The sequence below is a fragment of the Hymenobacter properus genome, assembly GCF_015694735.1.
Taxonomy (GTDB): Bacteria; Bacteroidota; Bacteroidia; order Cytophagales; family Hymenobacteraceae; genus Hymenobacter; species Hymenobacter properus.
This window is the reverse complement of the sequence record NZ_JADQDP010000003.1, coordinates 953320-976935: the sequence shown is the minus strand read 5'-3', so window position 1 is coordinate 976935 and position 23616 is coordinate 953320. Positions and strand designations below refer to the sequence as shown.

Below are 23616 nucleotides of genomic sequence, written 5' to 3'. Positions count from 1 at the left end.
GACCCCGGGCTATTTGCCGCGGCTCGCACGCTGTCTGCACCAGACCACTAGCCTTCGCTAAAAATTTACCACTCACCGAATACCCGTTCAAAGCCACTGTTTATTTCTGGCGCTTATAGCCCTTGGGCACGGAGAAGGGAAACGACAGTCGCTCACGCCCCACGTTCACCTTGCTATAGTTGATGGCCGCCGTGACGGCCCCCGCCGATGGCTGCTGCGCTTGGATAAAGACCGAGTTGGCAAAAGGCAGGTTGCCGGGCTCTTCCAGCGGCTTGAAATCGGTATAGTCCACGGTCAGGTTGCGCTGGGTGGCGGCGTCGCTCACCTTCATCTGCTGCACGCGGCCGGTGCCGGGCTGCAGCAGGCGCTCCACCAGCACGCCGGCCAAGGGGTAGCTCACGCGCTGGCGGTCGGCTTCCTCGGTGGCTATGGTGGGCGTGGTGCCGGCGGGCGCGGGCAGGTAGTCGCCCAGCAGAATTGCCTGCATCTGGGCGAAGCTCACGGGCACGTTCAGCAGCTTGCTCAGGTAGTCGTAGCCGCCGGTGAAGTAGGTTTTTTCCAGCTTGTTCACCACCCGCACCGAATCGGGCGTGAGCACAGCGCGCACGCCCTCCACGCCCAGCAGCCCGGCCGTCACCCAGATGACGCTGTCGCGGCGCATGCGTAGGGAAATGTTGGCGCTCTGCTTGTCGCCCTTCATGTTGATTTGGGCCTTGCCCTTGGCGTTCAAAAACAGGAACGACGTGTTGGTGGCGCGCACCGTGGGCTCGGCCACGGGCACCGAAGTTTTCGGACCGGTGGTAGAAACAACGGGCGTCGCTTTGCGGGCGCAACCGCCCACAAGCAGCCCTAGGGCCAGCAGCAAGGAAATTTTATTCATAGAGTTTGTGGTCTTTCAGTTTGCGCTCCAGCAGGTTGGAGGTGCCACCGGCTTTGTGGGCGCGCTGCCATTCGGCCACGGCCTTGTCCTTCTCGCCGAGCTGGTACAGTACGTCGCCGTAGTGCTCGATGATGGAGCCGTCCTTGGTGGTTTGCATGGCTTTGTCCAGTGCCGCTTTGGCGCCGGCATAGTCTTTCTGCTTATAGAGCACCCAAGCGTAGGTATCGAGGTAGGTGTCGTTGTCGGGATACTGCTTCACCACCTTGCCCGCCATTTGCTTGGCCTTGTCGAGCTTCTCGCCACGCAATGAGAGGAAATAGCTGTAGTTGTTCAGCACCTGCACGTTGTTCGGGTCGCTGTTCAGCGCCGATTCATACGCCGCGTCCGATTTCTCATACAGCCGCAATTCGTGGTAGGCATCGCCCAATTGAGCGTCGAACTGGCCCAACAGCTCCGGGTTGCTCACCACCAGTTTGCGGCCGTGCTCCAGAGCTTTCACGCCCTTCTGCGGCTGCTTTTTCAGCAGGTGTGCCGCGCCGTTGTAAAACCAAAGCGACGACTGGTTCGGAAATAGCTCCAGCGCGCGGTCGGTATGGGCCAGCAGCGAATCCGTCTGGCTTAGCTCCGCATCAATCAGCACCACCTGCTGCCAGATTTGAAACTTGGAATTGTCGAAGCGCAGGGCCTTCAGGTAGGTGTCGCGGGCGTCCTTTTTGTGGTCGGTCAGGGTTTGAATGTCGCCGGCCACGGCGTAGGATTTCGCGTCCTTGGGGTATGTTTTGATGGTTTCGGCCGCCAAGTCGCGGGCCAGCTGGTTCACCGATTCCTTGGGGCTGGGCAGCTGCTTGATGTAGCCCACCAGAATGCGCACCCGCTCGTCGATGTCGAGCGCAGGGCTGGCGAAGGCCTGCTTAAGCTGCTGGCCAGCCTCGTCGGGCTGGTTTTGCTGCTGATACACCTGGGCCAGAATCATGTGCGCCTGCGGGTTGTCGGGGTCGAGGCGCAGGGCCTGTTGGGCCACGCGCACGGCGTCGGGCAGGCGGTTGTTGCTGGCGTACATCTCGGCCTGGGCCAGCACGTAGCGGCTTTCCGTCGGGTTGGCCTTAATGAGCTTTTCGCCCTCGGCCAGGGCCAAATCCAGCTTATTCTGCTTCAGGAAAATCTGCTGCTTCTTGAACGAAATCTCGTCTACCTGCCCAAACTCCTTCTCGGCCTGGTCGAGCGTAGCCAGGGCTTCAGGTAGCTTGTTCTGGGCTAGGTACAGGTCGGCCAGATTGAACAGGTAGTTGCCCGAGTTGGGCACCTGCTTGATGAGGGCCGCGTAGGTTTTAGTGGCGTTGTCGTACTGCTTCTGGCTGGCCTGAATCTGGGCCAACAGCAGGTAGTAGTAGGCGTTTTTCGAGTCGAGGCGAATGGAGGCCTCGGCGTAGTTGGCAGCGTCGCGCAGGTTGCCGCTCAGCAAGTTGGCCTCGGCTATCTTGTAGTTGACGGCCGCGTTGTCGGGGTTCAGGGCGTAGGCTTTTAGCAGCTGCTCCAGGCCCTTGTTGTAGTCCTCCAGCAGCACGTACTTCACCCCTTCCACAAACAAGGCTTCGCTCATCTCGCGCTCGCGCTCGGTGAGGGGCGGCGCAGCCGCGCGCTTGGCCTTGGCTTCGGCCAGTTTCTTGTCGAGGTCGCGCTGTTCTTTTTCCAGAGCCCGCTGCTCTTTGCGGCTCAGCTTGGCCGGCGGCTGGGGCGCACCCGCTGGCGTTTGGGCGTGGCCCACGGCCACCGTCCCCATCCAAAGCAACAGACTAAGAGCAACTTGACGCATATACAACAAAACCGGACCTCGGGCCCGGCTCACGAATTTACGGGTAATACGAACGAACGACGCGGCCCTCTGCCGAAGGCCGCGTCGCTACTAACGCATTTCCGCTTTAAAATGTCACACGCGCAACTGGTTATAATCGCCGAGGCTCAAGTCATCGGGCGTACCGGTTACGCCGGCGTGGTTGCCAATCATCGAATTGGTGATGACGGCGTTCAACACCGAGGCCGACTGCTGCACGATGGAGTTCGACAGGCGCGAGTCGCGCACATTGGCGTGGTCGCCTAGGCTCACGTGCGGGCCCACCACCGAGTCGGTTACAATCACGTTTTCGCCAATATACACCGGCTCAATGAGCACCGAATTGGTGATTTTGGCTGATTGCGCCACCAGCGACTCGCCGCGCTCCTTGAGGTACTCCAGGTAGCGCTGGTTGGTAAACACCGTGGCGTCCTTATTGCCGCAGTCGAGCCACTCGGTCACGCGGCCGGGCACGAACACCGTGCCTTTGTTTTTCATGTTTTCGAGGGCGTTGGTGAGCTGGTACTCGCCTTTGTCCTTGATGTCGTTATCGAGCAGGTATTGCAATTCGCTACGCAAATACTCGCCGTCCTGGAAGTAGTAGATGCCGATGATGGCCAGGTCCGACACGAATTCCTGCGGCTTCTCCACAAACTCCGTAATCTGGCCCTGCTCGTTCAGCTTCACCACGCCAAAGGGGCGCGGGTCGTCTACCTTCTGCACCCAGATGGTGCCGGGCACGCTGCTGTCTAGGGTGAAATCAGCTTTGAACAGCGTATCGGCAAAGGCCACCACTACTGGGCCAGTCAGCGCCTGCTTAGCGCAAAGAATGGCGTGGGCAGTGCCCAGCGGCTCGTCCTGGTACACGATGGTGCCCTTGGCGCCCACCGATTCGGCAATTTTCACCAGGTTTTTCTCCACCTCGGCGCCAAAGCGGCCGATGATGAAAGCCACTTCGTCCACCGGCTCACCGCACACTTTGGCAATGTCCTCCACGAGGCGCTGCACAATGGGCTTGCCTGCAATGGGAATGAGGGGTTTGGGAACGGTGAGGGTGTGGGGGCGCATGCGCTTGCCCATGCCGGCCATCGGGACGATGATTTTCATGTGTTGTGTAGTGGTCAGGTATTTATAAAGTTCGTTCAGGGTGCACAGGACAACGGCCGCGCCCGCCCGGCAGCCATTCGGCGGCCCGAAGCTAGGGCCTGCCCGCCAACAACCGATTGCCGGATATTAGCTTTTTCCTGTACTGCCATACCCTCCCGCGCCGCGTTGGGTTGCGCTCAGGGTTTCGGCGGGCTGCCAAGCTATGGTTTCGTGCTTGGCAACCACCAGTTGGGCAATGCGTTCGCCGTCGTTCACCACGAAGGGTTCGTTCGACAAATTCACCAGCAGCACCCGGATTTCGCCCCGGTAGTCGGCATCAATCGTGCCCGGGCTGTTCACAATGCCAATGCCGTGCTTCACGGCCAGCCCACTGCGGGGCCGCACCTGCGCTTCATAGCCCACCGGAATTTCCAGGCTCAGGCCAGTAGGAATAAGCTGCCGCTCCAAGGGCTGCAGCGTCACGGGGCCGTCCACAAGGTGGGCCCGCAAGTCGAGGCCGGCGGCATGGGGCGTCTGGTATTCGGGCAGTGGGTGGCCCGAGTTGTTAATGACGGGGATTTGCATGGTCGAAGGAATGTTGAGCGGCGCCGCTGGCCCGCAAAGGAAACACAAGGCTTTCGCCCGATACGCTTGTTTCTAGGCAGCTTTGGTTGCTAGCGCCCGTTGCGGCCGTTCTACCACATACAACGCCGCGAGGAACAGTACCGTCAGGCCTGCGTGCCAGGCATGGCGCGCCCACCAGTCCTCCGGAGATATGAACCAGCCCAGTGCCACCAAGCCCACGGCAAACAGCAGCCACAGCCCCAGCCGCAGCGCCGGGTACGGCACCGGGAAGTGCTGCTCGCCCAAGCGCCAGCACAGAATGGCCATCATAAAGTAGCAGGCCAGCGTGGCCAGGGCCGAGCCCATGTAGCCTAGCACCGGAATCAGCAGGAAGTTGAGGGCAATGGTGAGCACCGCACCGCCTGCGCCGATGTAGGTGCCGAAGTAGGTTTTGTCTGTGAGCTTAAACCACACCGACAGGTTGTAGTACACGCCCAGAAACAGGTTGGCCAGCAGCAACACCGGCACCACTGCCAGCCCTTGCAGGTACTCGGGGCGCCGCAGAAACAACCGGCCGAAGTCTTCCACGTTGAGGCTGATGCCCACGAAGATGACCGCGCAGCAGAGCGTAAACCACTTCAGTATCATGGCAAACGTGGCCGGCGAATTCTTCTCGGTGCTTTGGGCAAAGAAGAAAGGCTCGGCTGCGTAGCGGAATGCCTGAATCACCAGCGACATGAAGATGCTCAGCTTGTAGCAGGCCCCGTAGATGCCCACCGCCGTGAGGCTGCTCTGGCCTGGGTAGAAGTTATCGGGCAGCCACTTGGGTAGCAGAATGCGGTCCAGCGTTTCGTTCACCATGCCCGCCAGGCCCATCAGCATCAGCGGGAAAGCATAAGCCAGCAGCGGCTTGAGGAAATCAAAATTCAGCTTAAACCGGAAGTCCAGCAACTCGCGGCCCAGTAGCAGCAGGGTGAGGCCACTGGCTACCAGGTTGCTCAGAAACACGTAGCCCACGCCCACCGTAGGGTCGTACACACGGGCCACCAGTGGCTGCAGAATGGGCAACCATTTTCCGCTCATCACCGCCGGGCAGAACACGATAAAAAACAGGTTCAGCACCACGTTACCTACAATGCCGGCCAGCTTGATACCGGCAAACTTGCGGGCCTTATTTTCCAGCCGCAGCCGGGCAAACGGAATAGCCGTCAGCGCGTCCAGCCCTAGAATAAGGGCCACCCAGATAGCGTATTGTTTATTCTCGTATGGAATTTCCAGCAACGCCAGCAGCGGCCGCGCCAGCAGCATGAGCAGCACCGTGAGGGTAGCCGTGCTCAGCAGCAGCAGGCTCAGCACCCGGTCATACAAATCCTTGCGGTCGGTACCCGGCCGGTTGGCAAAGCGGAAAAATGTGGTTTCCATGCCGTAGGTAAACACCACGTTCAGAAACGACACGTAGGCGTAGAGGCCCGTCACCACCCCATATTCGGCCGCCGCAAACGCCCCGGTATATATCGGCACGAGCAAATAGGTGAGCACCCGGCCCACAATGCTGCTCACGCCGTACACCGCCGTTTGCGAGGCCAGTTTTTTCGCTACACTCATTCGTTGTTAATCAAGAGCGTTTGTGAACGTCTGTCATCCTGAGTATTCCGAGCATCAAGCGGAGACGAAGGACCTTATCACGGCCGAATAACTATCGTCCGAACGTGATAAAGTCCTTCGCTGCGCGGACGCCAAATGAGGATGACAGATGCTTACCCTTCACACTACTATTTACCTGTGAACACGGCCGCGCGCTTCTCCACAAACGCCGTGGTGCCTTCCTTAAAGTCCTCACTGTCGAAGGCCCGGCCGAACGCCTCGGCTTCGGCCTTGTAGCCGTCGGTGCCTTTGTCGTAGTGGGCGTTCACACATTCCAGCACCATGCCCACGGCCAGAGGCGCTTTGCCCAGAATCTTGGTCAGCAGCTGCTGGCAGAAGGGCAGCAGTTCGGCCTGCGGCACCACGTGGTTCACCAGGCCCAGGCGCAGGGCCTCGTCGGCCTTCACCATGTCGGCCGTCAGCAACAGCTCAATGGCCTTACCCTTGCCGATGAGCTGCGGCAGGCGTTGCGTACCGCCGTAGCCCGGCAGCAAGCCCAGGTTCACCTCAGGCTGGCCGAAACGAGCGTTGTCGGCGGCCACGCGCATGTGGCAGGCCATGGCCAGCTCGCACCCGCCGCCCAGCGCGAAGCCGTTCACGGCCGCCACCACCGGCTTGGTGCTTTCCTCGATGCGGCAGAACGCCTCTTGGCCCCGTTCTGAAGCCCGGGCAGCCTGTGCGGGCGTGAGAGCGGCCAGCTCGGCAATGTCGGCCCCGGCCACAAACGCTTTTTCGCCGCTCCCGGTCAGGATGATGCCGCGCACGGCCGCGTTGTTGAGCGCCTGCTGCACCGCCGCGTCGATGTCGGCAATGGTAGCCGCGTTCAGTGCGTTGAGCTTGCTGGGCCGATTGATGGTGAGGGTGAGGATGCCGCTGGCGGCGTCGAGGTCGTAGAGCAGGTTTTCGAACGAAACAGACATAACGAAAAGAAGGCGGGTTTGACTTGGCCCGGCCAAAGATAGCGCCCCCGGCCGCTGGCGCCGGTCGTGCCAGCGCCGGGGTTCGTCGCCTTTCGGCCTCAGCTAGCCGAAAGCCAGGCCCAATGCCTGTCCCTTTCAGGCAATTTTGCCGCCGCAAGCAGGCTATTGATTTGACTATAAATACATAGCTTTAGCGCAAACTCATTTTTTCACCTTTCATTACCAACTACTATGGGTCTTGTTTCCGAATTTAAAGAGTTCATTTCCAAGGGCAACGTGCTCGACCTCGCCGTCGGTGTCATCATCGGCGCTGCGTTTGGCAAAATCGTCACGTCGCTGACCGACGACGTCATCATGCCGGTAGTAGGCCTCTTCCTGGGGCACACCGACTTCTCCACCATCATGGTGGGCCCGATGAAGGTAGGCTTGTTCCTCAACGCCGTCATCAACTTCCTCATCATTGCCTTCATCATTTTCATGATTGTGAAAGGCGCCAACAGCATCAAGAAAAAGCCGGTAGAAGTGACGCCCGTGCCCGCCACGCCCCCGCCGCCCACCACCGACCAGCAGCTGCTCATGGAAATCCGCGACGCCCTGCGCGCCGGCCGTATCTAACAAAAACGGCGCAGCCGTTCAGCCAGAAAAAACCGCTGTCCACCGTGCTGTGGGCAGCGGTTTTATATTTTTAGCTAAAGTTTAGGTTTTAAAACCGGTCAGTAATTTGCCGATTCAAAATAAGTTACGAACTTAGGCCCAACATAACGGACGAATGCGCAAAATTGCATCATTCAGTGAACCACCCCTCGCTCCCAACCGTTAAGTCGCATCCTCCCTCCACCCACCTCCTTTCACCTCATATGAAATTCTTCTTTGCTGCCGCCCTGCTCAGCGGGCTAAGTTTCGGTGCAACTTCCGTTGCTCAGGCCCAAACCGGCCCCGCTTTCCCCACCCCCAGCCAGGGCAGCAGCGAAGCCAACGCCCGCAGCACCTCGGGCACCAACGCCCTGGAACTGGCCCGCAACCAGCGCCGCGCCGCCATGACGCCCGAAGAAATCAAGCGTGACCAGCAGTTGGAGCTCCTCGAAGCCCGCACCGGCAACACCAGCTTCGGCGGCCGCAACGGTGGCCCCGAGCGCCAGTTCGATTCCAACCGCAGCGGTAGCGGTTTCATGGTGAAGAAATTCAAAGGCAAAAAAGGCTTTATGGAGCAGAAGCGTGGCCAAAGTCACCCCATCGGCGGTTCCAACCCGGCTGGCAAACCACTGGTGCACAAGCACAAAAGCAAGCACAAATTCCTGTTCTTTTAAGACTTGGTTTAATAAAAGAAAGCCCCGACTGCAGCTGCATTCGGGGCTTTCTTTTGTGGTCTATTGCCTGGCACCTTGGAATTAGCAGCGCGCCCTGTTCCACTGAGTAAATGACTGCGTAAAGCGACTGGCCAAAAAGAAAGCCCCGGCTGCATTGTGCAGCAGGGGCTTTTTCACCTTTGCAGGTTGCGCGTGCCTTACAGCGTACGCTTGATTTCCTTTTCTTCGAAGCCTTCAATGTTGTCGCCTTCCTGCAACTCGTTGAAGCCTTTGATGGAGATACCGCATTCGTAGCCTTGGCGCACCTCGCTCACGTCGTCTTTAAAACGCTTGAGGTCCTGAATGTCGCCGGTGTGTAGCACGATGCCGTCGCGCACCACGCGCACCTTGGTTTTGCGGGTCATGGTGCCTTCCGTCATCATACAGCCAGCAATGGTACCCACCTTGGTAATGTGGAATACCTGACGCACCTCGGCGTTGGCCACCACCACTTCTTGCACCGTCGGGGCTAGCATGCCTTCCATGGCATCCTTCACCTCATTGATGGCGTTGTAAATGATGGAGTACAAGCGGATGTCAATCTGCTCCTGCTCGGCCAAGCGGCGGGCACTCTGCGAGGGCCGCACCTGGAAGCCGATGATGATGGCGTCGGAAGCCGAGGCCAGCAGCACGTCGCTTTCAGAGATGGCACCCACGCCTTTGCTGAGGATGTTCACGGCCACTTCCGGCGTGCTCAGCTTGAGCAGCGAGTCGGATAGTGCTTCCACCGAGCCGTCCACGTCGCCCTTCACCAGGATGTTGAGTTCCTTGAACGAACCGATGGCCAGGCGGCGACCAATTTCGTCGAGCGTGATGTGCTTCTTGGTCCGGATGGTTTGCTCGCGGGCCAACTGCAGGCGCTGCGTTGCGATTTCGCGGGCTTCGCGCTCCGTTTCCATCACCTGCAGGCGGTCGCCGGCCTGCGGGGCACCGGTGAGGCCGAGCACCTGCACCGGCGTAGCGGGCGGCGCCGACTTCATCTTCTTGCCGCGGTGGTCGGTCATGGCCTTCACGCGGCCGAAGTGCGGGCCGGCCAGAATTACGTCGCCCACGCTCAGCGTGCCGGTTTGCACCAGCACGGTAGTCACGTAGCCACGGCCTTTGTCCAGCGAGGCTTCAATCACGGTACCAATGGCATTGCGGTCGGGGTTGGCTTTCAGCTCCAGCAGTTCGGCTTCGAGCAACACCTTCTCCAGCAGTTCTTCCACGCCGATACCCGACTTGGCCGAAACTTCCTGGCTCTGGTACTTACCGCCCCATTCTTCCACCAGAATGTTAATCTGGGAAAGCTCCTCGCGGATTTTCTCGGGGTTGGCAGCCGGCTTGTCAATCTTGTTGAGGGCGATGATAATCGGTACCCCAGCGGCCTGCGCGTGGTTGATGGCTTCCTTAGTCTGCGGCATCACCGAGTCGTCGGCCGCCACCACGATGATGGCAATATCCGTCACCTTGGCACCGCGGGCACGCATAGCCGTAAAGGCTTCGTGACCAGGGGTATCGAGGAAGGTGATGGGCTGGCCCGACTTGGTTTTCACCTCGTAGGCACCGATGTGCTGCGTGATGCCGCCGGCTTCGCCCTTGGCCACGCTCGCGTCGCGGATGTAGTCAAGCAGCGAGGTTTTGCCGTGGTCGACGTGACCCATGATGGTGACAATGGGGGCACGCGGCTTGAGGTCTTCCTCAGCATCGCCGGCATCCACATCAATCTCCTCTTCTTCGGCCGACAGGAATTCCACGTCAAAGCCGAATTCATCGGCAATCACGGTAATGGCTTCGGCGTCAAGGCGCTGGTTGATGGACACGAACATGCCCATTCCCAGGCACACCTTGATTACCTCGTTCACGTTCACGTCCATCAGCGAAGCCAAGTCGTTGGCCGAGATGAATTCCGTGAGTTTGAGGGTCTTGGCGTCGAGCTCGTTCTGGGCGCGCAGGGCCTCGCGGTCCTCCGCCAGCATGCTGCGCTTGTCGCGGCGATACTTAGCGCGGTTGGCCTGGCCGGTGGCTTTGTTACCGCCGAGCTTGGCCAGCGTGGCCTTAATCTGCTCTTGAATCTGCTTTTCAGCCTGCTCCGGCGTGAGGGCGGGTGCATTCGGCTTGGGAGCCGACTGACCGCCGCGCTGACCGGGGCCGCCGGGGCGGTTGCCCTGGCCTTGGCCGCCACCGGGGCGGTTGCCCTGATAGCCGCCACCCTGCCCACCGGCCGGACGGTTGCCCTGGTAGCCGGGGCTGGGGGGCGATGTGGTGCTGCCGGGAGGGCCAGGCAGGCGCGTGCGCTTTTTCTGGCCGGGGCCGGCGGGCAAGCCGCGCTTGCTCACGTCCGACGATGCGATGGGGCGGGGGCCACGGCCACCCGGCCCACGCCGGTCGTTGTTAATCGAAGACAGGTCGATTTTGCCGAGCACCGTGAGGCCCTTCAGCGTGTCCGACTTGGCTACTATGGTGCTGTTGTCTTCTGCGGCTGGGGCTTCGGCCGGAGCCGGGGCGGCGGTCGTAGCGGGGGCCGCAGCTGCGGGGGCTGCAGGCGTAGCCGCCACAGGGGCTGCCGGCGCCGGAGCAGGTGCTTCAGCCTTGGGAGCAGCCGGAGCGGGCTCGGCCTTGGCAGCGGGCGCCGGAGTTGCGGCCGGTGCTACAGGAGCAGCGGCGGGTGCCTCTGCTTTGGGAGCAGCCGGAGCTTCAGCCTTGGGGGCGGCTGGCGCGGGCGCCGGAGCGGCCGTGGCAGCAGCGGCCGGAGCCGGAGTTGCCGGGGCAGCGGGACGGGGCGGTATTACGCGGCCTTTGCTGTCCAGCTCAATTTTACCCAGCACTTTCAGGCCGGGCGCCAATGAGGGCGTTTCGGCTGCGGGTGCGGGAGCCGGCGTGGGGGCCGGGGCTGGCGCGGCGGGGGCAGCCGCCGGAGCGGTTGCTACCGGAGCCACGGGCGCGGCCGGCTTGGGAGCCGGCGCGGCGGCCTGCACCGGACGCGGCGCGGGGGCTGGCGCCGGCTTGGGCGCAGCATCCAGCTCACTCTGGCGCTTGGCCTGAATGACTTTTTGCGCCTCTTGCCGGTCGTGGGCCGAGGACGCGAATTCTTTCTCAAGCATCGACACCTGGTCGCCCGTGAGCTTGGTAGTCGGCTTGTTTTCTACTTGTATGCCTTTTTTGGCCAGGGCCTCGACCACCCTGTCCATACCAATATTCAGGTCTTTGGCCGCCTGTTGTAGCCGTTTCGGGGTTGCTTCCGCCATTCTATCTATCTCGCGTAACGATACGCTTCTAATTGCAAAGGTATTACATTAAATCTTGCCAGCAGGACGCAAACCGCACCTGCTGGCACGATTTGTTACCCTCGCCGTGGCGGCCGCCCGGCCGTCATTGGGCCGGCGTGGCGGGAGAGCTGGCGCCCGCATCCTCATTTTCGGTAGGCAGCACCGCGTGTTCGGCCGCCGTGGCGGTGGCCGAAGCGTGCGTTACGGCTGCTTCCTCGTCGGCCACTTTGCCCGCAGCAACGCGGTTTTTAGCAGCTTCCAGGGTGCTGTCGTCAAGGTCCTCGTCGTCGGCAAATTCCTGACGGATGATGCGATACACATCATCCACGGTTTCCTCTTCGAGCTCGGTGCGGCGCACGATGTCATCTTTCTTCACAGCCAGAACAGCGCGGCCAGTGTCGAGGCCAATTTTCTTGAGCTCGGCCAGTACCCAGGGCTCGATTTCGTCTGAGAATTCTTCCAGCGAGATGTCTTCCTCGTAGTCGGTGGCTTCGCGGAACACGTCGATTTCCATGCCCACCAGGCGGCTAGCCAGCTTGATGTTGGCGCCGCCACGGCCGATGGCCAGGCTCACCTGGTCGGGCTTCATGAATACGGACACCCGGCCGTTTTCCTGGTTGATTTTCATAGAACCCACCTTGGCCGGCGATAGTGCCCGCGCAATGTAGAGCTCCAGGTTGTCGGTGTAGTTGATGATGTCGATGTTCTCGTTTTCGAGCTCGCGCACCACCGGATGAATGCGGCTGCCCTTCATGCCCACGCAGGCGCCCACGGGGTCGATGCGCTCGTCGTAGCTTTCCACGGCCACTTTGGCGCGCTCGCCGGGCTCGCGCACCACGTTTTTAATGGTGATGAGGCCATCATAAATCTCGGGCACTTCCAGCTCAAACAAACGCTCGAGGAAAGCCGGTGCGGCGCGCGAGAGGATGATTTTCGGCGTGCCGTTGATGACTTCCACGCGGTGCACTACGGCACGCACGGTGTCGCCTTTGCGGAACCGGTCCTTGGGGATTTGCTCGCCCTTGGGCATCACCAACTCGTTGTCGTCTTTGTCCATGATGAGGGCCTCGCGGCTCCACACCTGGTACACTTCGCCGGTCACGATTTCGCCCACCTGGTCCTTGTATTTCTGGTACAGGTTGTCGCGCTCCAGGTCCTTCACGCGCTGAATCAGCGTTTGACGGGCCATGAGTACGGCGCGGCGGCCAAAGTCTTCCAGCTTCACAGCCTCGGCCACCGATTCACCTACCTCAAAGTCGGGCTCGATTTTCTGGGCTTCGGCCAGCGGAATTTTGTCGTGGTCCCAGATATCTTCCGAGTTGTCGTCCACGATTTCGCGGTTGCGCCAGATTTCAAGGTCGCCGTTGTCGGGGTTGATGATGACGTCGAAGTTCTCGTCCTGGTCGTATTTCTTCCGAATCATGGTGCGAAACACGTCGTCCAGGATGCTCATCATCGTGGGCCGGTCGATGTTCTTGCTCCGGGCAAATTCGCCGAAGGATTCAATGAGTTCGTGGCTGTTCATAAGAGGCAGAACTGTATTTATTTAAAAGAGATAACAACCTTGGCCTCTTTAATGTCCCCGAAGGAATAAAAAGCGGCGGGCAGGGTGGTTTTCTTGGTTTTTTGCTTGATGACTTCTTCAATTTCGACGCCCTCGGGGGTGGCAGCGGTGAGGGTGCCGGTTTTCTCGGTGCCGTCGTTCAGCTTCAGGGCCAGCGAGCGGCCGATGTGGCGCGCGTATTGGCGCGGGTCGGTGAGGGGCTGGTCGGCGCCGGGGCTGGTGACTTCGAGCGAGTAGGCAGCCTCTTCGCCGTAGTGCTCGTCGATGCGGCGAGCCAAGCGGCGGCTGATGGTAGCGCACTCGTTGATGCCCAAGCCGTTGGGGCCGTCGAGCACGACGGTGACTTTGGGCAGCACCGAATCGGAAACGGTGAGGCCGACGAGAAACAGCTCCTGGTCGCCCATGGCGTCGTGGAGCATTTCCAGCAGCAGGTTACGGTCGAAACGCATAGTAGTTGAGCGAAGCGGGCAAAAAAAGAGGGGACTGTGCGTCCCCTCTTTATCAGATTGAATACCAACTTCGGGGCAAAGGTACGATAATACGCGGCCGAATGCAAGATGAGGCTACCCGCCCCAAGCCACCCTGTGCCCCGGACGCAACGCTTGCCGTAATTTACCGCCCTTGCCTAGCTGATGCGACGAAGCAACGCCTCGAGCGGCAGCGCAGGCTTCATTCCTCACTTATTAGTTCGTTTGCTCATGAAAGTTTCTTCGCGCCTTCGCTACCTAGGTTTCGGACTGGCAGCAATCCTGCTTAGCGGTGCCGCCCACGCCCAAACTACTCCCGCCACCTCCGGCCAGCCGCTGCCTGACCCGCAGTCGCGCGCCCTGATGCAGCCGGCCAAGCCCAGCCCTGCCGCCACGGCCACCGGCAAAGTAGGCAGCACCGACGTTACGGTGAACTACAGCAGCCCGGGGGTGAAAGGCCGCAAGATTTTCGGTGGCCTGGAGACTTATGGCAAAGTGTGGCGCGCTGGGGCCAACGAGGCAACGACGGTAGAATTCAGCAAAGACGTGAAGGTGGAAGGCAAAGCGCTACCGGCCGGCAAGTACGGCTTCTTCGTGATTCCGGCCGAGAGCGGGCCGTGGACGGTGATTTTCAACAAAGTGCCCAACCAGTGGGGCGCTTTCAAATACGACGAGAAGCAGGATGCCCTGCGCGTGATGGTGACGCCCCGCAAATCGGCCACGCTGACGGAACGGCTGGTGTATGAGATAAAATCGCCGGGGCTGGTGCTGCGTTGGGAAAACATTGAGTTGCCGGTGGCGATTAAATAGCAACCTTTGACTACTTGGCTTTGAAGCGGGCGGCCCAGGCGGGCCGCCCGTTTACTTTTGCGTCTCTCGCGACCTACTCAACTCATGGACTACAAACTCACCCAATACAGCCACGGCGCGGGCTGCGGCTGCAAAATTGCGCCAGCCGTGCTCGACCAGATGCTGCACACCAGCATTGCCCAGCCCCAGCACCCCAAGCTGCTGGTGGGCAACGCCAGCCGCGACGATGCGGCCGTGTACGACATCGGCGGGGGCCAAGCGGTGATTTCGACCACCGACTTCTTCATGCCCATCGTGGACGATGCGTATGACTTCGGCCGCATTGCCTCGGCCAATGCCATTTCCGACGTGTACGCCATGGGCGGGCGGCCGCTGCTGGCCATTGCCGTGCTGGGCTGGCCCGTAGATAAGCTGCCGCCCGAGGTGGCGCGCCGCGTGCTGGAAGGCGCCCGTAGTATCTGCGCCGAGGCGGGCATTCCGCTGGCTGGTGGCCACAGCATCGACTCGCCGGAACCCATTTTTGGGCTGGCCGTGACGGGCATGGTCGACATCAAAGACCTGAAGCAGAACGACACGGCCACCGCTGGCTCGGAGCTGTTCCTGACCAAGCCGCTGGGCGTGGGCATTCTGACCACAGCCCAGAAAAAAGGCATTTTGCGGGACGAGGATGCCGCCCTGGCGCCGGCTCAGATGATGCAGCTCAATAAAATTGGAGCCGAGCTGAGCAAGCTGCCCGCCGTGACGGCCCTGACCGACGTGACGGGCTTTGGCCTGCTGGGCCACTTGGCCGAGGTGTGCGAGGGCAGCCACCTCACGGCTGAAATCGACTTTGCGAAAGTGCCGCGCCTTGCGGCGGCTGAGTCGTATTTGAAGCAGGGCAGCGTGCCCGGCGGCACCAACCGGAACTGGGCCAGCTACGGCCATAAGGTGGGCCAGATTACCGACGAGCAGCGCGCCTGGCTGTGCGACCCACAGACGTCGGGGGGCCTGCTGGTGTGCGTGGAGCCCGGCGGGCAGGCGGCGGTGCGGGCCGTATTCGAGAAGCACGGGCTGGCGCTGGAAAGCTTCGGGCGCTTGCGCGAACACGCGGAAGGCGAGGCCTGGGTGCAGGTAAGCGCCTAAGGCAGGCCGTTTGAATGAAGCTTTCCTTCCTTCGCCCGCTGCTCGAAGCAGCCGTGGTTCTTTTGCTGGTGCTGGGGGCAGCGCGCTGGGTGAGCGGGCTGTTCTCGAAGCGTACACAGGTTTACCAAACCACGGCGGCAAGACAGCTGAGACTGCTATTCTGGCCGCTGCTGGCATTGGGCGCGGGGTTGAGCGTGCTGCCCGCCGTGGCGATGGGCAACCAGCCGGCCAGTGGGTTTGAGTGGGCGCTGACGGGTGGCTTCGTGCTATTCACCTTGCTGCTCAGTGGCCCGGCGCTGCTGCTGCACCTGCGCTACTGGACGCTGAACCACGACACAACGTTGGTATTTCAGCCCGCTGACAACCGGTTTGAAGTGTATGAAGCAGGACTGCGGCTGCCGTTTGCCCGGCGCGATTTGGCCCGTATCGAAGGGGTGACGTGCCGGGCCCGCCGCACCTTCTGGGCGAAGTACGACTACCTGCGGCTGCACCTCGTGGACGGCCGCGTTATTGTTCTCACCTCTTTGCTCACGGAGCTGGAGCCGCTGGCCAGCTTTCTGCGAAGTGTCCCCACTGAGCGCCGTGCTGTCTATTGGTGCTGGGTATAGGCAGCTTTTTATCATCCGTCATCCTGAGCGCCGCGAAGGACCTTCTCACCATGGAACTAGTCGTTCTTGGGTGAGAAGGTCCTTCGCGGCGCTCAGGATGACAGATGATTCCTACTTCCGCTTGTATAATCCTGGCGTCCCGGTCGGCTCGTACGGCCCGAAGATGCCGGGGAGCAGCTGCTTGAGGCGCGGCATGTGGCGGCCCTGGTCGAGCAGATAGGAAGGCGGGGTTTCGCCCATTTTCTGGGCCACGCGCACCACGGCGGCGTACTCGTTGAGGTGGCCGAAATCGGCTTGCGAGAGCGACCAGTCTAGGTAGGGCGTGGCGGGGTGGTTGTGGAAGTAGGCGCGGTCGTCGGGGCCGAGGATGAACAGCGTCTGGCCACGCAGGGCGGCATAGCGCGGGTCGGGCGCCAAGCCGAAGCGGCTTTCGGCGGGCATGTGCAGCAAACTTTCGAGCCGCGGCACGTGGGCCCGGTAGCGCAGCACCACGGCCGCATTGATGATGAGCAGCAGCAACAGCTCCTGCAGCAACGGCCGCGGGCCGCGCTGCCACAAAAACAAGCTGAAGTAGGCCAGCGGCGTGAGCAGCAGCACCAGCACGCCCGGGGCCGTGCCGCGCTCCACGGCGGCCGTGGCAATGGCCACCGCCAGCCACACCAGCATCATTTGCCGGAACTTGGCCTGGAACACCAGCCCCAGCGACGTACCCAGCGAGCGCAGTAGCGCCAGCGCCAGCACCACACCCGGCACTATGAGCAAGCGCAGCTGCAAGCCCGCCGGCAGGCCGCTGGCAATCAAATCGGTAAGGCCCGGCTGCAAATGAAACTGCACAAACCCCGGCAATGCTCCAGTGTAGAAAAAGAACGTGGCCACCAGCGCGTACGGAAAGAAAAACCCGCACAGCAACAGCAGGGAGCTCCGAAAGGAGTTGGCCGCGAAAATGACCACCGCAAACAGGCCCACTATCAGAAACAAGGCCAACGGCAGGTAGCACAGCGCCCCCAGCCCCACCAGAAATCCAGCCCGGAAGAGGCGGCGGTTGTCGTAGCCCTCGCGCGAGGTGGGTAGCAGCGCGCTCAGAGCAAACGCCACGAACGTGTTGCCGAGCAACAGCGGCGACAGCGCATCCAAATCGGTGCTGATGCTGCCCACCAGCAAGTAGGTGAGGGCGGCCAGATAGCCGCGCTCGGGGTGCACGTCGTAGCGGTTGAACACTAGGTTGAGCCGCAGGGCCTGCACCAGCAAGAGCAGCAGCGCCACCACCCGGTAGAGCCAAACCGGCCGGGCCACCACCGCATCGAGCCCGCCGAAAAAAGCCGCTGCCAGCGGGGCGGTGCCGTCGTAGAGGTCGCGGTAGGGCAAGGCTCCGCCGTGCAGGCGCTCGCCCACCAGCAGTGCACGCAGCTCAGCGGCCGTCACGGGCAGGCCCGCCCAAAGCAGCGGCAGGCGCAGGGCCAGCACCAGCACCAACAGGGCCAGCAGCTGAGCGGGCAAGGAGCTTTTGAAAAAGCGGAGCAAGCGTTAGGGTATAAGGGAAGGAGGGTCTGGGGGCAGGAGTTGTTGGCAAAGGTATTCTTTGGCCGCAAGCCTGGCCCGCATTGTGGTTGTTCAGGGCCAAACTCCTCCCCTCCTCCCCCCATACCCTCCTACCCTAAATCGCCGCGTATCTTTGCTAGTCATTATGGAAAGCAAACGACAACAAAAAATGGCCAGCCTGCTGCAGCAGGAGTTGGCCGCTGTGCTCCAGCGCGACTTGCCGCACCTGTTTGGGGGCGGCCTGGCGCCGGCCATCAGCACCGTGAAGGTGACGCCCGACCTGGGCCAGGCACGCGTGTACCTCAGCCTGCTGCTGGGCAACGACGCGGCCGACCGCCTCGAAATCATTCGCGACAACGCCAAAGAAATTCGCCACGCCCTGGCCAAGCGTATCCGCCAAACTGCCCGCGTGGTGCCCGAGCTCATCTTCTTCCACGACGACAGCGCCGCCTACGCCGCCCACATGGACCAAGTGCTCGGCACGCTGCACATCCCGCCCGCTCCCAAAGACGATAAAGGCGAGGACGACGACAAACCGGCTCGCCCGCGCCTTTTCAAAGGTGAATAATTTTTAAGGGCAGGAGGGTGTAGGGATAAGAGGGTAAGGGTTGGTAACTCTTGCTTCTTCTGAACCCACCCCCTCCTCTCCTCCTACCCCCATACCCTGCTGCCCTCCCTTGTATTACGACCCGATTAAAAAGACGCTCGGCCAGGTATTCAACCGCACGCCGTGGCTGCGCCGCCTGTTTTACCACCTGCTCGACCTGCTGCTGCTGCGCACCTGGCACGTGCACCGCGAGTTGCGCCGCTGGGCAAAGGGCCGCACCCAGGAGCCGCTCAACATTCTGGACGCCGGCTCTGGCTACGGCCAGTACACCTACTGGCTGAGCAGCCTGAGCAGCAAGTGGAACATCCTGGCCGTGGATGTGAAGGAAGAGCAAGTAGCCGACTCGAACGCTTTTTTCCGCCAAATCGGGCGGCGTAACGTGCAGTTTGCGGTGCAGGATTTGGTGCTGTACCAGGAGCCAAACTCATTCGATTTGGCTTTGTCGGTCGACGTGATGGAGCACATTCTGGAAGACGTGGAGGTGTTTCGCAACATCCACGCTTCGCTGAAAGATGGCGGCATGTTGTTGATTTCGACCCCCAGCGACCAGGGCGGCTCCGACGTGCACGACGACGGCGAAACCAGCTTCATTGAGGAGCACGTGCGCGACGGCTACAACATCCGCGAAATCCAGCAGAAGCTCACCACCGCCGGTTTCGACCGCGTGGAGGCCCGCTATTCCTACGGCGAGCCGGGCCAGGTTTCGTGGCGCCTGAGCATGAAATACCCCATTCTGATGCTGGGTAAGTCGCGCCTGTTTTTCATCCTCCTGCCGTTCTACTACCTCGTGGTGTTTCCTTTTTGCCTGTTGCTAAACTGGTTCGACGCCCGCACCACCCACGACTCCGGCACCGGCCTCATCGTGAAGGCTTGGAAGTAGGGCCAACGCGCCGGCGCCGACCAGCGTTAGCCCGTATTCAATAGTTTTACCCGAAATTGCTTCCTTCCCGACGGCCTGCTTCTCTGCCTGCTAACTCCAATTTGTGAGAGTCCCCATCCTCATTGCCCGGCGCTACTTCCGCTCGAAGAACAAGCGCAACATCATCACCATCATTTCCAACATTTCGATGATTGGCGTGGCGGTGGGCACCATGGCGCTCATCATTGTGCTGTCGGTGTTCAACGGGCTGGAGGACTTGGTGCGCACGCTTTACGGCAAGTCGGACCCCAACCTCGTCATCTCCGCCGCCAAAGGCAAAGCCTTCCCGGTTGACCGCGCCTTTCTGGTGAAGCTGGAAAACACGCCCGGCGTGGCCCTGCTCACCGAAGTCATCGAGGACAACGCCTTGCTGCAATACCACGACCGCCAGATGGTGGTTAAGATGCGCGGCCTGAGCGACAATTACTTCGGCCAGAGCCAGATTGATGCCAACATCCGGGAAGGTGACCACCGCCTGCGCCGCGACAGCTTGGAGCTAGCCCTGGTGGGCGCCGGGGTGCAGCACGAGCTCAGCATCACCCTGAACAACCGCCTGGCGCCCATGCGGCTGCTTTACCCGCGCAACACACCCGGCAAAAAAGCTCTCAGCACCGACCCCAGCAACGCCTTCAACGAGGAAGACCTGATTGCGGGCGGCGTGTTCCTCATCGAGCAGCACATCGACGACAGCTACATTTTCGTGCCGCTCGAATTTGCCCAGCGCCTGTTGGGGTATGGCGACCGCCGCACCGCCCTTTACGTGAAGGTGGGCCAGAGCTTCGAGATAGAGCAGGTGAAAAACGAGCTGCGCAAGATGCTTGGCCCAAACTTCAAGGTGCAGGACTCGGATGAACAGCACGTGAGCTTGTTCAAGGCCATTAAGGTGGAGAAGCTGTTCGTGTTTATCACCTTCACGCTCATTCTGCTCATCGCCTCGCTCAACATCTTTTTCTCGCTCTCAATGCTGGTCATCGACAAGAAAAAGGACATTGCGGTGCTGCTGGCCATGGGCGCCAGCCAGAAAACGGTGCGCCGTACCTTTCTCTACGTGGGCGCCATCGTGGCGCTGGTGGGCGCGGCCACGGGCCTGGTGCTGGGCGTGACCTTGTGCTGGCTGCAGCAGCGCTTCGGCTTCGTGAGCATGGGCATGGCCACGAGCGTGGTGGACGCCTACCCGGTAAAAATGCAGGCTTCGGACATCATTTTTACATGTATGTCCATCATTCTCATCACGCTGGCCGTGAGCATCCGGCCTGCGCTGAATGCCAGCCGCCTCGATGTGCGCGAGAATTTGTAAGCCCGGCCGCATCCTGGCGGGTTTCTGGCCGTAAGCGCTAAGCCGCCCCCGAAGCGCAAAATTCTGCCGTGCACATTTCCGCTTTCGGCCCTAACTTGCGCCTTCCGCGTGCCCGGCTATGAAAGTATCTACCGCAGAACCGTTTCAAATCGTTTACTCGCTCTTCGAGCACGAGTTCCTCGGGCACTTGTTCGCGGCCTATGTGGTGCAGCTCGGGCCCCGGGGCCAACTCACACTGCAGCACCAAACGGTATCAGGAAAAAACGCTCACGAGTTTGCTGCCGGCCTCGATGCTACTGATTTTGAGCTAGTAGAGCTTTGCGACCAGATTCAGCAGGAGGCTGTGGTAAAGGAATTCTGGCCCCGCAAAATCGCGACGGCCGAGTTTTTCCTCAAGACTTACCATGCCGAGAAGGGCGACAAGCCACTGCAGGAACTCATTTCCAAGCACGTGCAGGCGCGTATGGGTGCCATTCTGGCGCGACTTTCGGGCAAATGCGTGTTCATCATGGGCCGCGACGGTGAGCCTACCTGGAAGGAAATTGGCCTGGCGCCGGCCAAGGCGTCTATCCTGTTCCACTTCCGCCGCAACGAAGAAGGCACGCACTACTTCCCTACCATTCAGTACCAGGGGCAGAAACTCGATTTTCAGTACAAGGACGCTGTATTGGTGTGTTTGCAGCCCGCCTGGTTGCTGCTGAACGACTTGCTTTATTCTTTCCGCACTGAGGTGGACGGCAAGAAGCTGCTGCCGTTTTTGAAAAAGAAATTCATTGTGGTGCCCCGCAACGTGGAAGAAAGCTACTTCCAGAAGTTCGTGGCGCCACTTATGGAGTCGTTTGAGGTGCACGCCCGCGGCTTCGACATTCGCTCGGAGCGCTACGTGGCGCGGCCCCGCCTCACGTTCAGCGACACCCTGCCGGCTGCGCCCGCGCCCGAGGCGCCGGTGCGCCCGCCCGGGCCCCCACGTCGGGGCCGCATCCCGCTGCCCAAGCCCGTAGCGCCCCTGCTCACCGGCGCCGAAACCGAGCAGATTCACTTCGAGCTAAGTTTCCGCTACGGCCCGCACCTCATGCCGCTGGGCACCAACAAGCCCGTGAGCGTGCACCTGGAAAAAACGGCCGACAGCTACGTGTTCCACCGCCTGCTGCGCAACCCCGAGCAGGAGCAAGCCACGGTGGAGGAGCTGCGCGCCCGTCACCTCACCGTGGAAAACGGCCACGCTACCCTGCCCAAGGCCGAAGCCTTCAAGTGGCTGCATGACAATACCTCGGCCCTGGCCGAGCTGGGCTACACAATAGAGGCGGCCGACTCGGCCACCAAAAGCTATTTCATCGGGCCCACCAGCGTGCACGTGGGCATTCAGGAAGCCGGCGACTGGTTCGACGTGCGCGGCACGGTGCGCTTCGGCGACATTGAAGTGCCGTTTATCAAGCTGCGCGGGCACATTCTGCAGCGCCGCCGCGAGTTTAAGCTGCCCAACGGCCAGATTGCCATCATTCCCGAGGAGTGGTTTACGGACTACCTGGAGCTGTTTGCCTTTGGCGAAGAAACGCCCGAGGGCCTCAACCTGCGCCGCCACCACCTGGCCCTCGTGGCTGATTTGCAGAGCAACGAGCTGGCCACAGTGCGCATGGGCCGCAAGCTGGAAAAGCTACGCGACTTTGCCGAGGTGGAAGACCACCCGCTGCCAGTGGGCTTTCAGGGCGAGTTGCGTCCTTACCAAAAGGCCGGCTACAACTGGCTGCGCTTCGTGCAGGACTTCCATTTCGGCGGCTGCCTGGCTGACGATATGGGGCTGGGCAAGACCATTCAGACGCTGGCCATGCTGCAGCACCGTCACGAAAGCGGTGAAAACCAAGGTGCTGCTTCGTTACTGGTGTTGCCTACGTCGCTGGTGTTTAACTGGCTGACGGAGGCAGAGAAGTTTACGCCCGACCTCCGCATTCTGGCCTACACTGGTACCTACCGCGACAAAAACCCCGACCGGTTTGCCGACTACGACGTGGTGCTGACCAGCTACGGCATCGTGCGCCTCGACACGGAGTTGCTGGCCAGCTACAAGTTCGACTACGTGATTCTGGATGAGTCGCAGGCCATCAAAAACCCATCGAGCACTACTTCGCAGGCCGTGCGGCAGCTGCGCTCCAAGCACCGGCTCATCCTCACGGGGACGCCGGTGGAAAACAGCACTATGGACTTGTGGTCGCAGATGTCCTTCATCAACCCCGGCTTGCTGGGCACGCAGGCGTTCTTCCGCAAAGAGTTCCTCAAGCCCATTGAGAAGCACCAGGACGAAGGCCGCACCCGGCGCCTGCACGCGCTGATTAAGCCATTTATTCTGCGCCGGCACAAGGCCCAGGTGGCCAAAGAACTGCCCGAGAAAACCGAGCAGCTCAGCTACTGCCCCATGACGGAGGAGCAGGCCCACGCCTACGAGGAAACCAAGAGCTTCTACCGCAACAAAATCCTGCAAAACCTCGACGAGCATGGCCCGGCCAGCACGCAGTTTCTGCTGCTGCAGGGCCTCACGCGCCTGCGCCAGATTGCCAACCACCCGCGCCTGGCCGACGAGAATTACACCGGCGAGTCGGGCAAGCTGCGTGAGGTGTTGCGCATGATTCGCAACGTGGTGGCTGAGGGACACAAGGTACTGGTGTTTAGTCAGTTTGTGCAACACCTGGCACTGGTACGCGCGGCGCTGGATGAGCGGCAACTGGAGTACGCCTACCTCGACGGCGCCACTCGCGACCGGCCCGCCGAAGTGGCCCGCTTCCAGGAAGATGAAAACCTGCGCATCTTCCTCATCAGCCTGAAAGCCGGCGGCGTGGGCCTCAACCTAACTGCGGCTGATTATGTGTTCATCCTCGACCCGTGGTGGAACCCCGCCGTGGAGGCCCAGGCCGTGGACCGCGCCCACCGCATCGGCCAACAGCGGCCGGTATTCACCTACAAATTCATCACGCAGGGCACGGTGGAGGAGAAAATCCTGGCTTTGCAGCGCCGTAAGCTGGCGTTGGTGAGCGAACTGATTGCCACCGACGAGGCCGTGATAAAGCATCTGACGCGGGCCGACATTGAGGAATTATTGGGATAGGCCGCACAGGGTTCTGGGCCGGCAAACACCTGGCAACGGCCGGTTCGGGGGTTGACTGCATCGCCTG

19 protein-coding genes are annotated in these 23616 nt (G+C 61.1%); 9 read left to right on the top strand and 10 right to left on the bottom strand.

Going from position 1 to position 23616, the window contains the following annotated elements; genetic code table 11:
- Positions 1–100: 100 nt before the first annotated feature.
- The 6 genes from I2I01_RS16010 to I2I01_RS15985 form a co-directional block, all read right to left on the bottom strand.
- The gene (locus I2I01_RS16010) at positions 101–880 is read right to left on the bottom strand and encodes a DUF4292 domain-containing protein (RefSeq protein WP_196287468.1); all 780 of its coding nucleotides are present in this window, start codon (positions 878–880) and stop codon (positions 101–103) included.
- Positions 873–2693 (bottom strand): tetratricopeptide repeat protein, encoded by a 1821-nt coding sequence (locus I2I01_RS16005; RefSeq protein ID WP_196287467.1) that lies wholly within the window; start codon positions 2691–2693, stop codon positions 873–875. Before I2I01_RS16005 ends, I2I01_RS16010 begins: the two co-directional genes overlap by 8 nt.
- Positions 2694–2807: 114 nt before the next feature.
- Positions 2808–3818 carry a sugar phosphate nucleotidyltransferase gene (locus I2I01_RS16000; RefSeq protein ID WP_196287466.1) on the bottom strand — a complete coding sequence of 337 codons (1011 nt, stop codon included), beginning with the start codon at positions 3816–3818 and terminating at the stop codon, positions 2808–2810.
- Positions 3819–3944: 126 nt separating this feature from the next.
- Positions 3945–4382: a dUTP diphosphatase gene (gene dut, locus I2I01_RS15995; protein ID WP_196287465.1), complete on the bottom strand. Its 438-nt coding sequence runs from the start codon at positions 4380–4382 to the stop codon at positions 3945–3947.
- 72 nt (positions 4383–4454) lie between these two features.
- The gene (locus tag I2I01_RS15990) at positions 4455–5966 is read right to left on the bottom strand and encodes an oligosaccharide flippase family protein (RefSeq protein ID WP_196287464.1); all 1512 of its coding nucleotides are present in this window, start codon (positions 5964–5966) and stop codon (positions 4455–4457) included.
- 167 nt (positions 5967–6133) lie between these two features.
- A complete protein-coding gene (locus tag I2I01_RS15985; RefSeq protein WP_196287463.1) occupies positions 6134–6925 on the bottom strand; it encodes an enoyl-CoA hydratase/isomerase family protein in 792 nt (263 codons plus the stop codon).
- Between the two features lie 231 nt (positions 6926–7156).
- Here I2I01_RS15985 and mscL point away from each other — a divergent pair, with 231 nt between their 5' ends.
- Positions 7157–7540, top strand: a complete 384-nt coding sequence (gene mscL, locus I2I01_RS15980; protein WP_196287462.1) for a large conductance mechanosensitive channel protein MscL — start codon at positions 7157–7159, stop codon at positions 7538–7540.
- Positions 7541–7782: 242 nt separating this feature from the next.
- A complete protein-coding gene (locus I2I01_RS15975) occupies positions 7783–8232 on the top strand; it encodes a hypothetical protein (protein ID WP_196287461.1) in 450 nt (149 codons plus the stop codon).
- A 197-nt stretch (positions 8233–8429) separates the two neighbouring features.
- Here the strand turns inward: I2I01_RS15975 and infB are convergent, their stop codons facing one another.
- From infB to I2I01_RS15960, 3 genes are all read right to left on the bottom strand, one after another.
- Complete coding sequence (gene infB / locus I2I01_RS15970; protein ID WP_196287460.1) at positions 8430–11498, bottom strand: translation initiation factor IF-2; 3069 nt, start codon at positions 11496–11498, stop codon at positions 8430–8432.
- Positions 11499–11622: 124 nt separating this feature from the next.
- Complete coding sequence (nusA, locus tag I2I01_RS15965; protein ID WP_196287459.1) at positions 11623–13044, bottom strand: transcription termination factor NusA; 1422 nt, start codon at positions 13042–13044, stop codon at positions 11623–11625.
- Positions 13045–13061: 17 nt separating this feature from the next.
- A complete protein-coding gene (locus tag I2I01_RS15960; RefSeq protein WP_211537988.1) occupies positions 13062–13532 on the bottom strand; it encodes a ribosome maturation factor RimP in 471 nt (156 codons plus the stop codon).
- A gap of 249 nt (positions 13533–13781) precedes the next feature.
- Here I2I01_RS15960 and I2I01_RS15955 point away from each other — a divergent pair, with 249 nt between their 5' ends.
- The 3 genes from I2I01_RS15955 to I2I01_RS15945 all read left to right on the top strand — a co-directional run bounded on the left by I2I01_RS15955 (position 13782) and on the right by I2I01_RS15945 (position 16090).
- Positions 13782–14360, top strand: coding sequence for a DUF2911 domain-containing protein (locus tag I2I01_RS15955; protein ID WP_211537987.1), 579 nt, complete (start codon positions 13782–13784; stop codon positions 14358–14360).
- Positions 14361–14444: 84 nt separating this feature from the next.
- Positions 14445–15482: a selenide, water dikinase SelD gene (gene selD, locus I2I01_RS15950; protein WP_196287458.1), complete on the top strand. Its 1038-nt coding sequence runs from the start codon at positions 14445–14447 to the stop codon at positions 15480–15482.
- Positions 15483–15496: 14 nt separating this feature from the next.
- On the top strand, positions 15497–16090 hold the full coding sequence (locus tag I2I01_RS15945; RefSeq protein WP_196287457.1) for a hypothetical protein: 594 nt from the start codon (positions 15497–15499) through the stop codon (positions 16088–16090).
- Between the two features lie 111 nt (positions 16091–16201).
- On the opposite strand, the gene I2I01_RS15940 is transcribed toward I2I01_RS15945, so the two are convergent.
- Complete coding sequence (locus I2I01_RS15940) at positions 16202–17611, bottom strand: hypothetical protein (protein WP_196287456.1); 1410 nt, start codon at positions 17609–17611, stop codon at positions 16202–16204.
- A gap of 163 nt (positions 17612–17774) precedes the next feature.
- Between I2I01_RS15940 and I2I01_RS15935 the strand changes: the two genes are divergently transcribed.
- The 4 genes from I2I01_RS15935 to I2I01_RS15920 all read left to right on the top strand — a co-directional run bounded on the left by I2I01_RS15935 (position 17775) and on the right by I2I01_RS15920 (position 23549).
- Complete coding sequence (locus tag I2I01_RS15935; protein WP_196287455.1) at positions 17775–18197, top strand: ribosome-binding factor A; 423 nt, start codon at positions 17775–17777, stop codon at positions 18195–18197.
- Between the two features lie 109 nt (positions 18198–18306).
- Positions 18307–19116 (top strand): class I SAM-dependent methyltransferase, encoded by an 810-nt coding sequence (locus I2I01_RS15930; protein WP_196287454.1) that lies wholly within the window; start codon positions 18307–18309, stop codon positions 19114–19116.
- Between the two features lie 103 nt (positions 19117–19219).
- Positions 19220–20452, top strand: coding sequence for an ABC transporter permease (locus I2I01_RS15925; protein WP_196287453.1), 1233 nt, complete (start codon positions 19220–19222; stop codon positions 20450–20452).
- A 118-nt stretch (positions 20453–20570) separates the two neighbouring features.
- Complete coding sequence (locus I2I01_RS15920) at positions 20571–23549, top strand: DEAD/DEAH box helicase (RefSeq protein WP_196287452.1); 2979 nt, start codon at positions 20571–20573, stop codon at positions 23547–23549.
- The last annotated feature ends 67 nt before the right edge of the window (positions 23550–23616 follow it).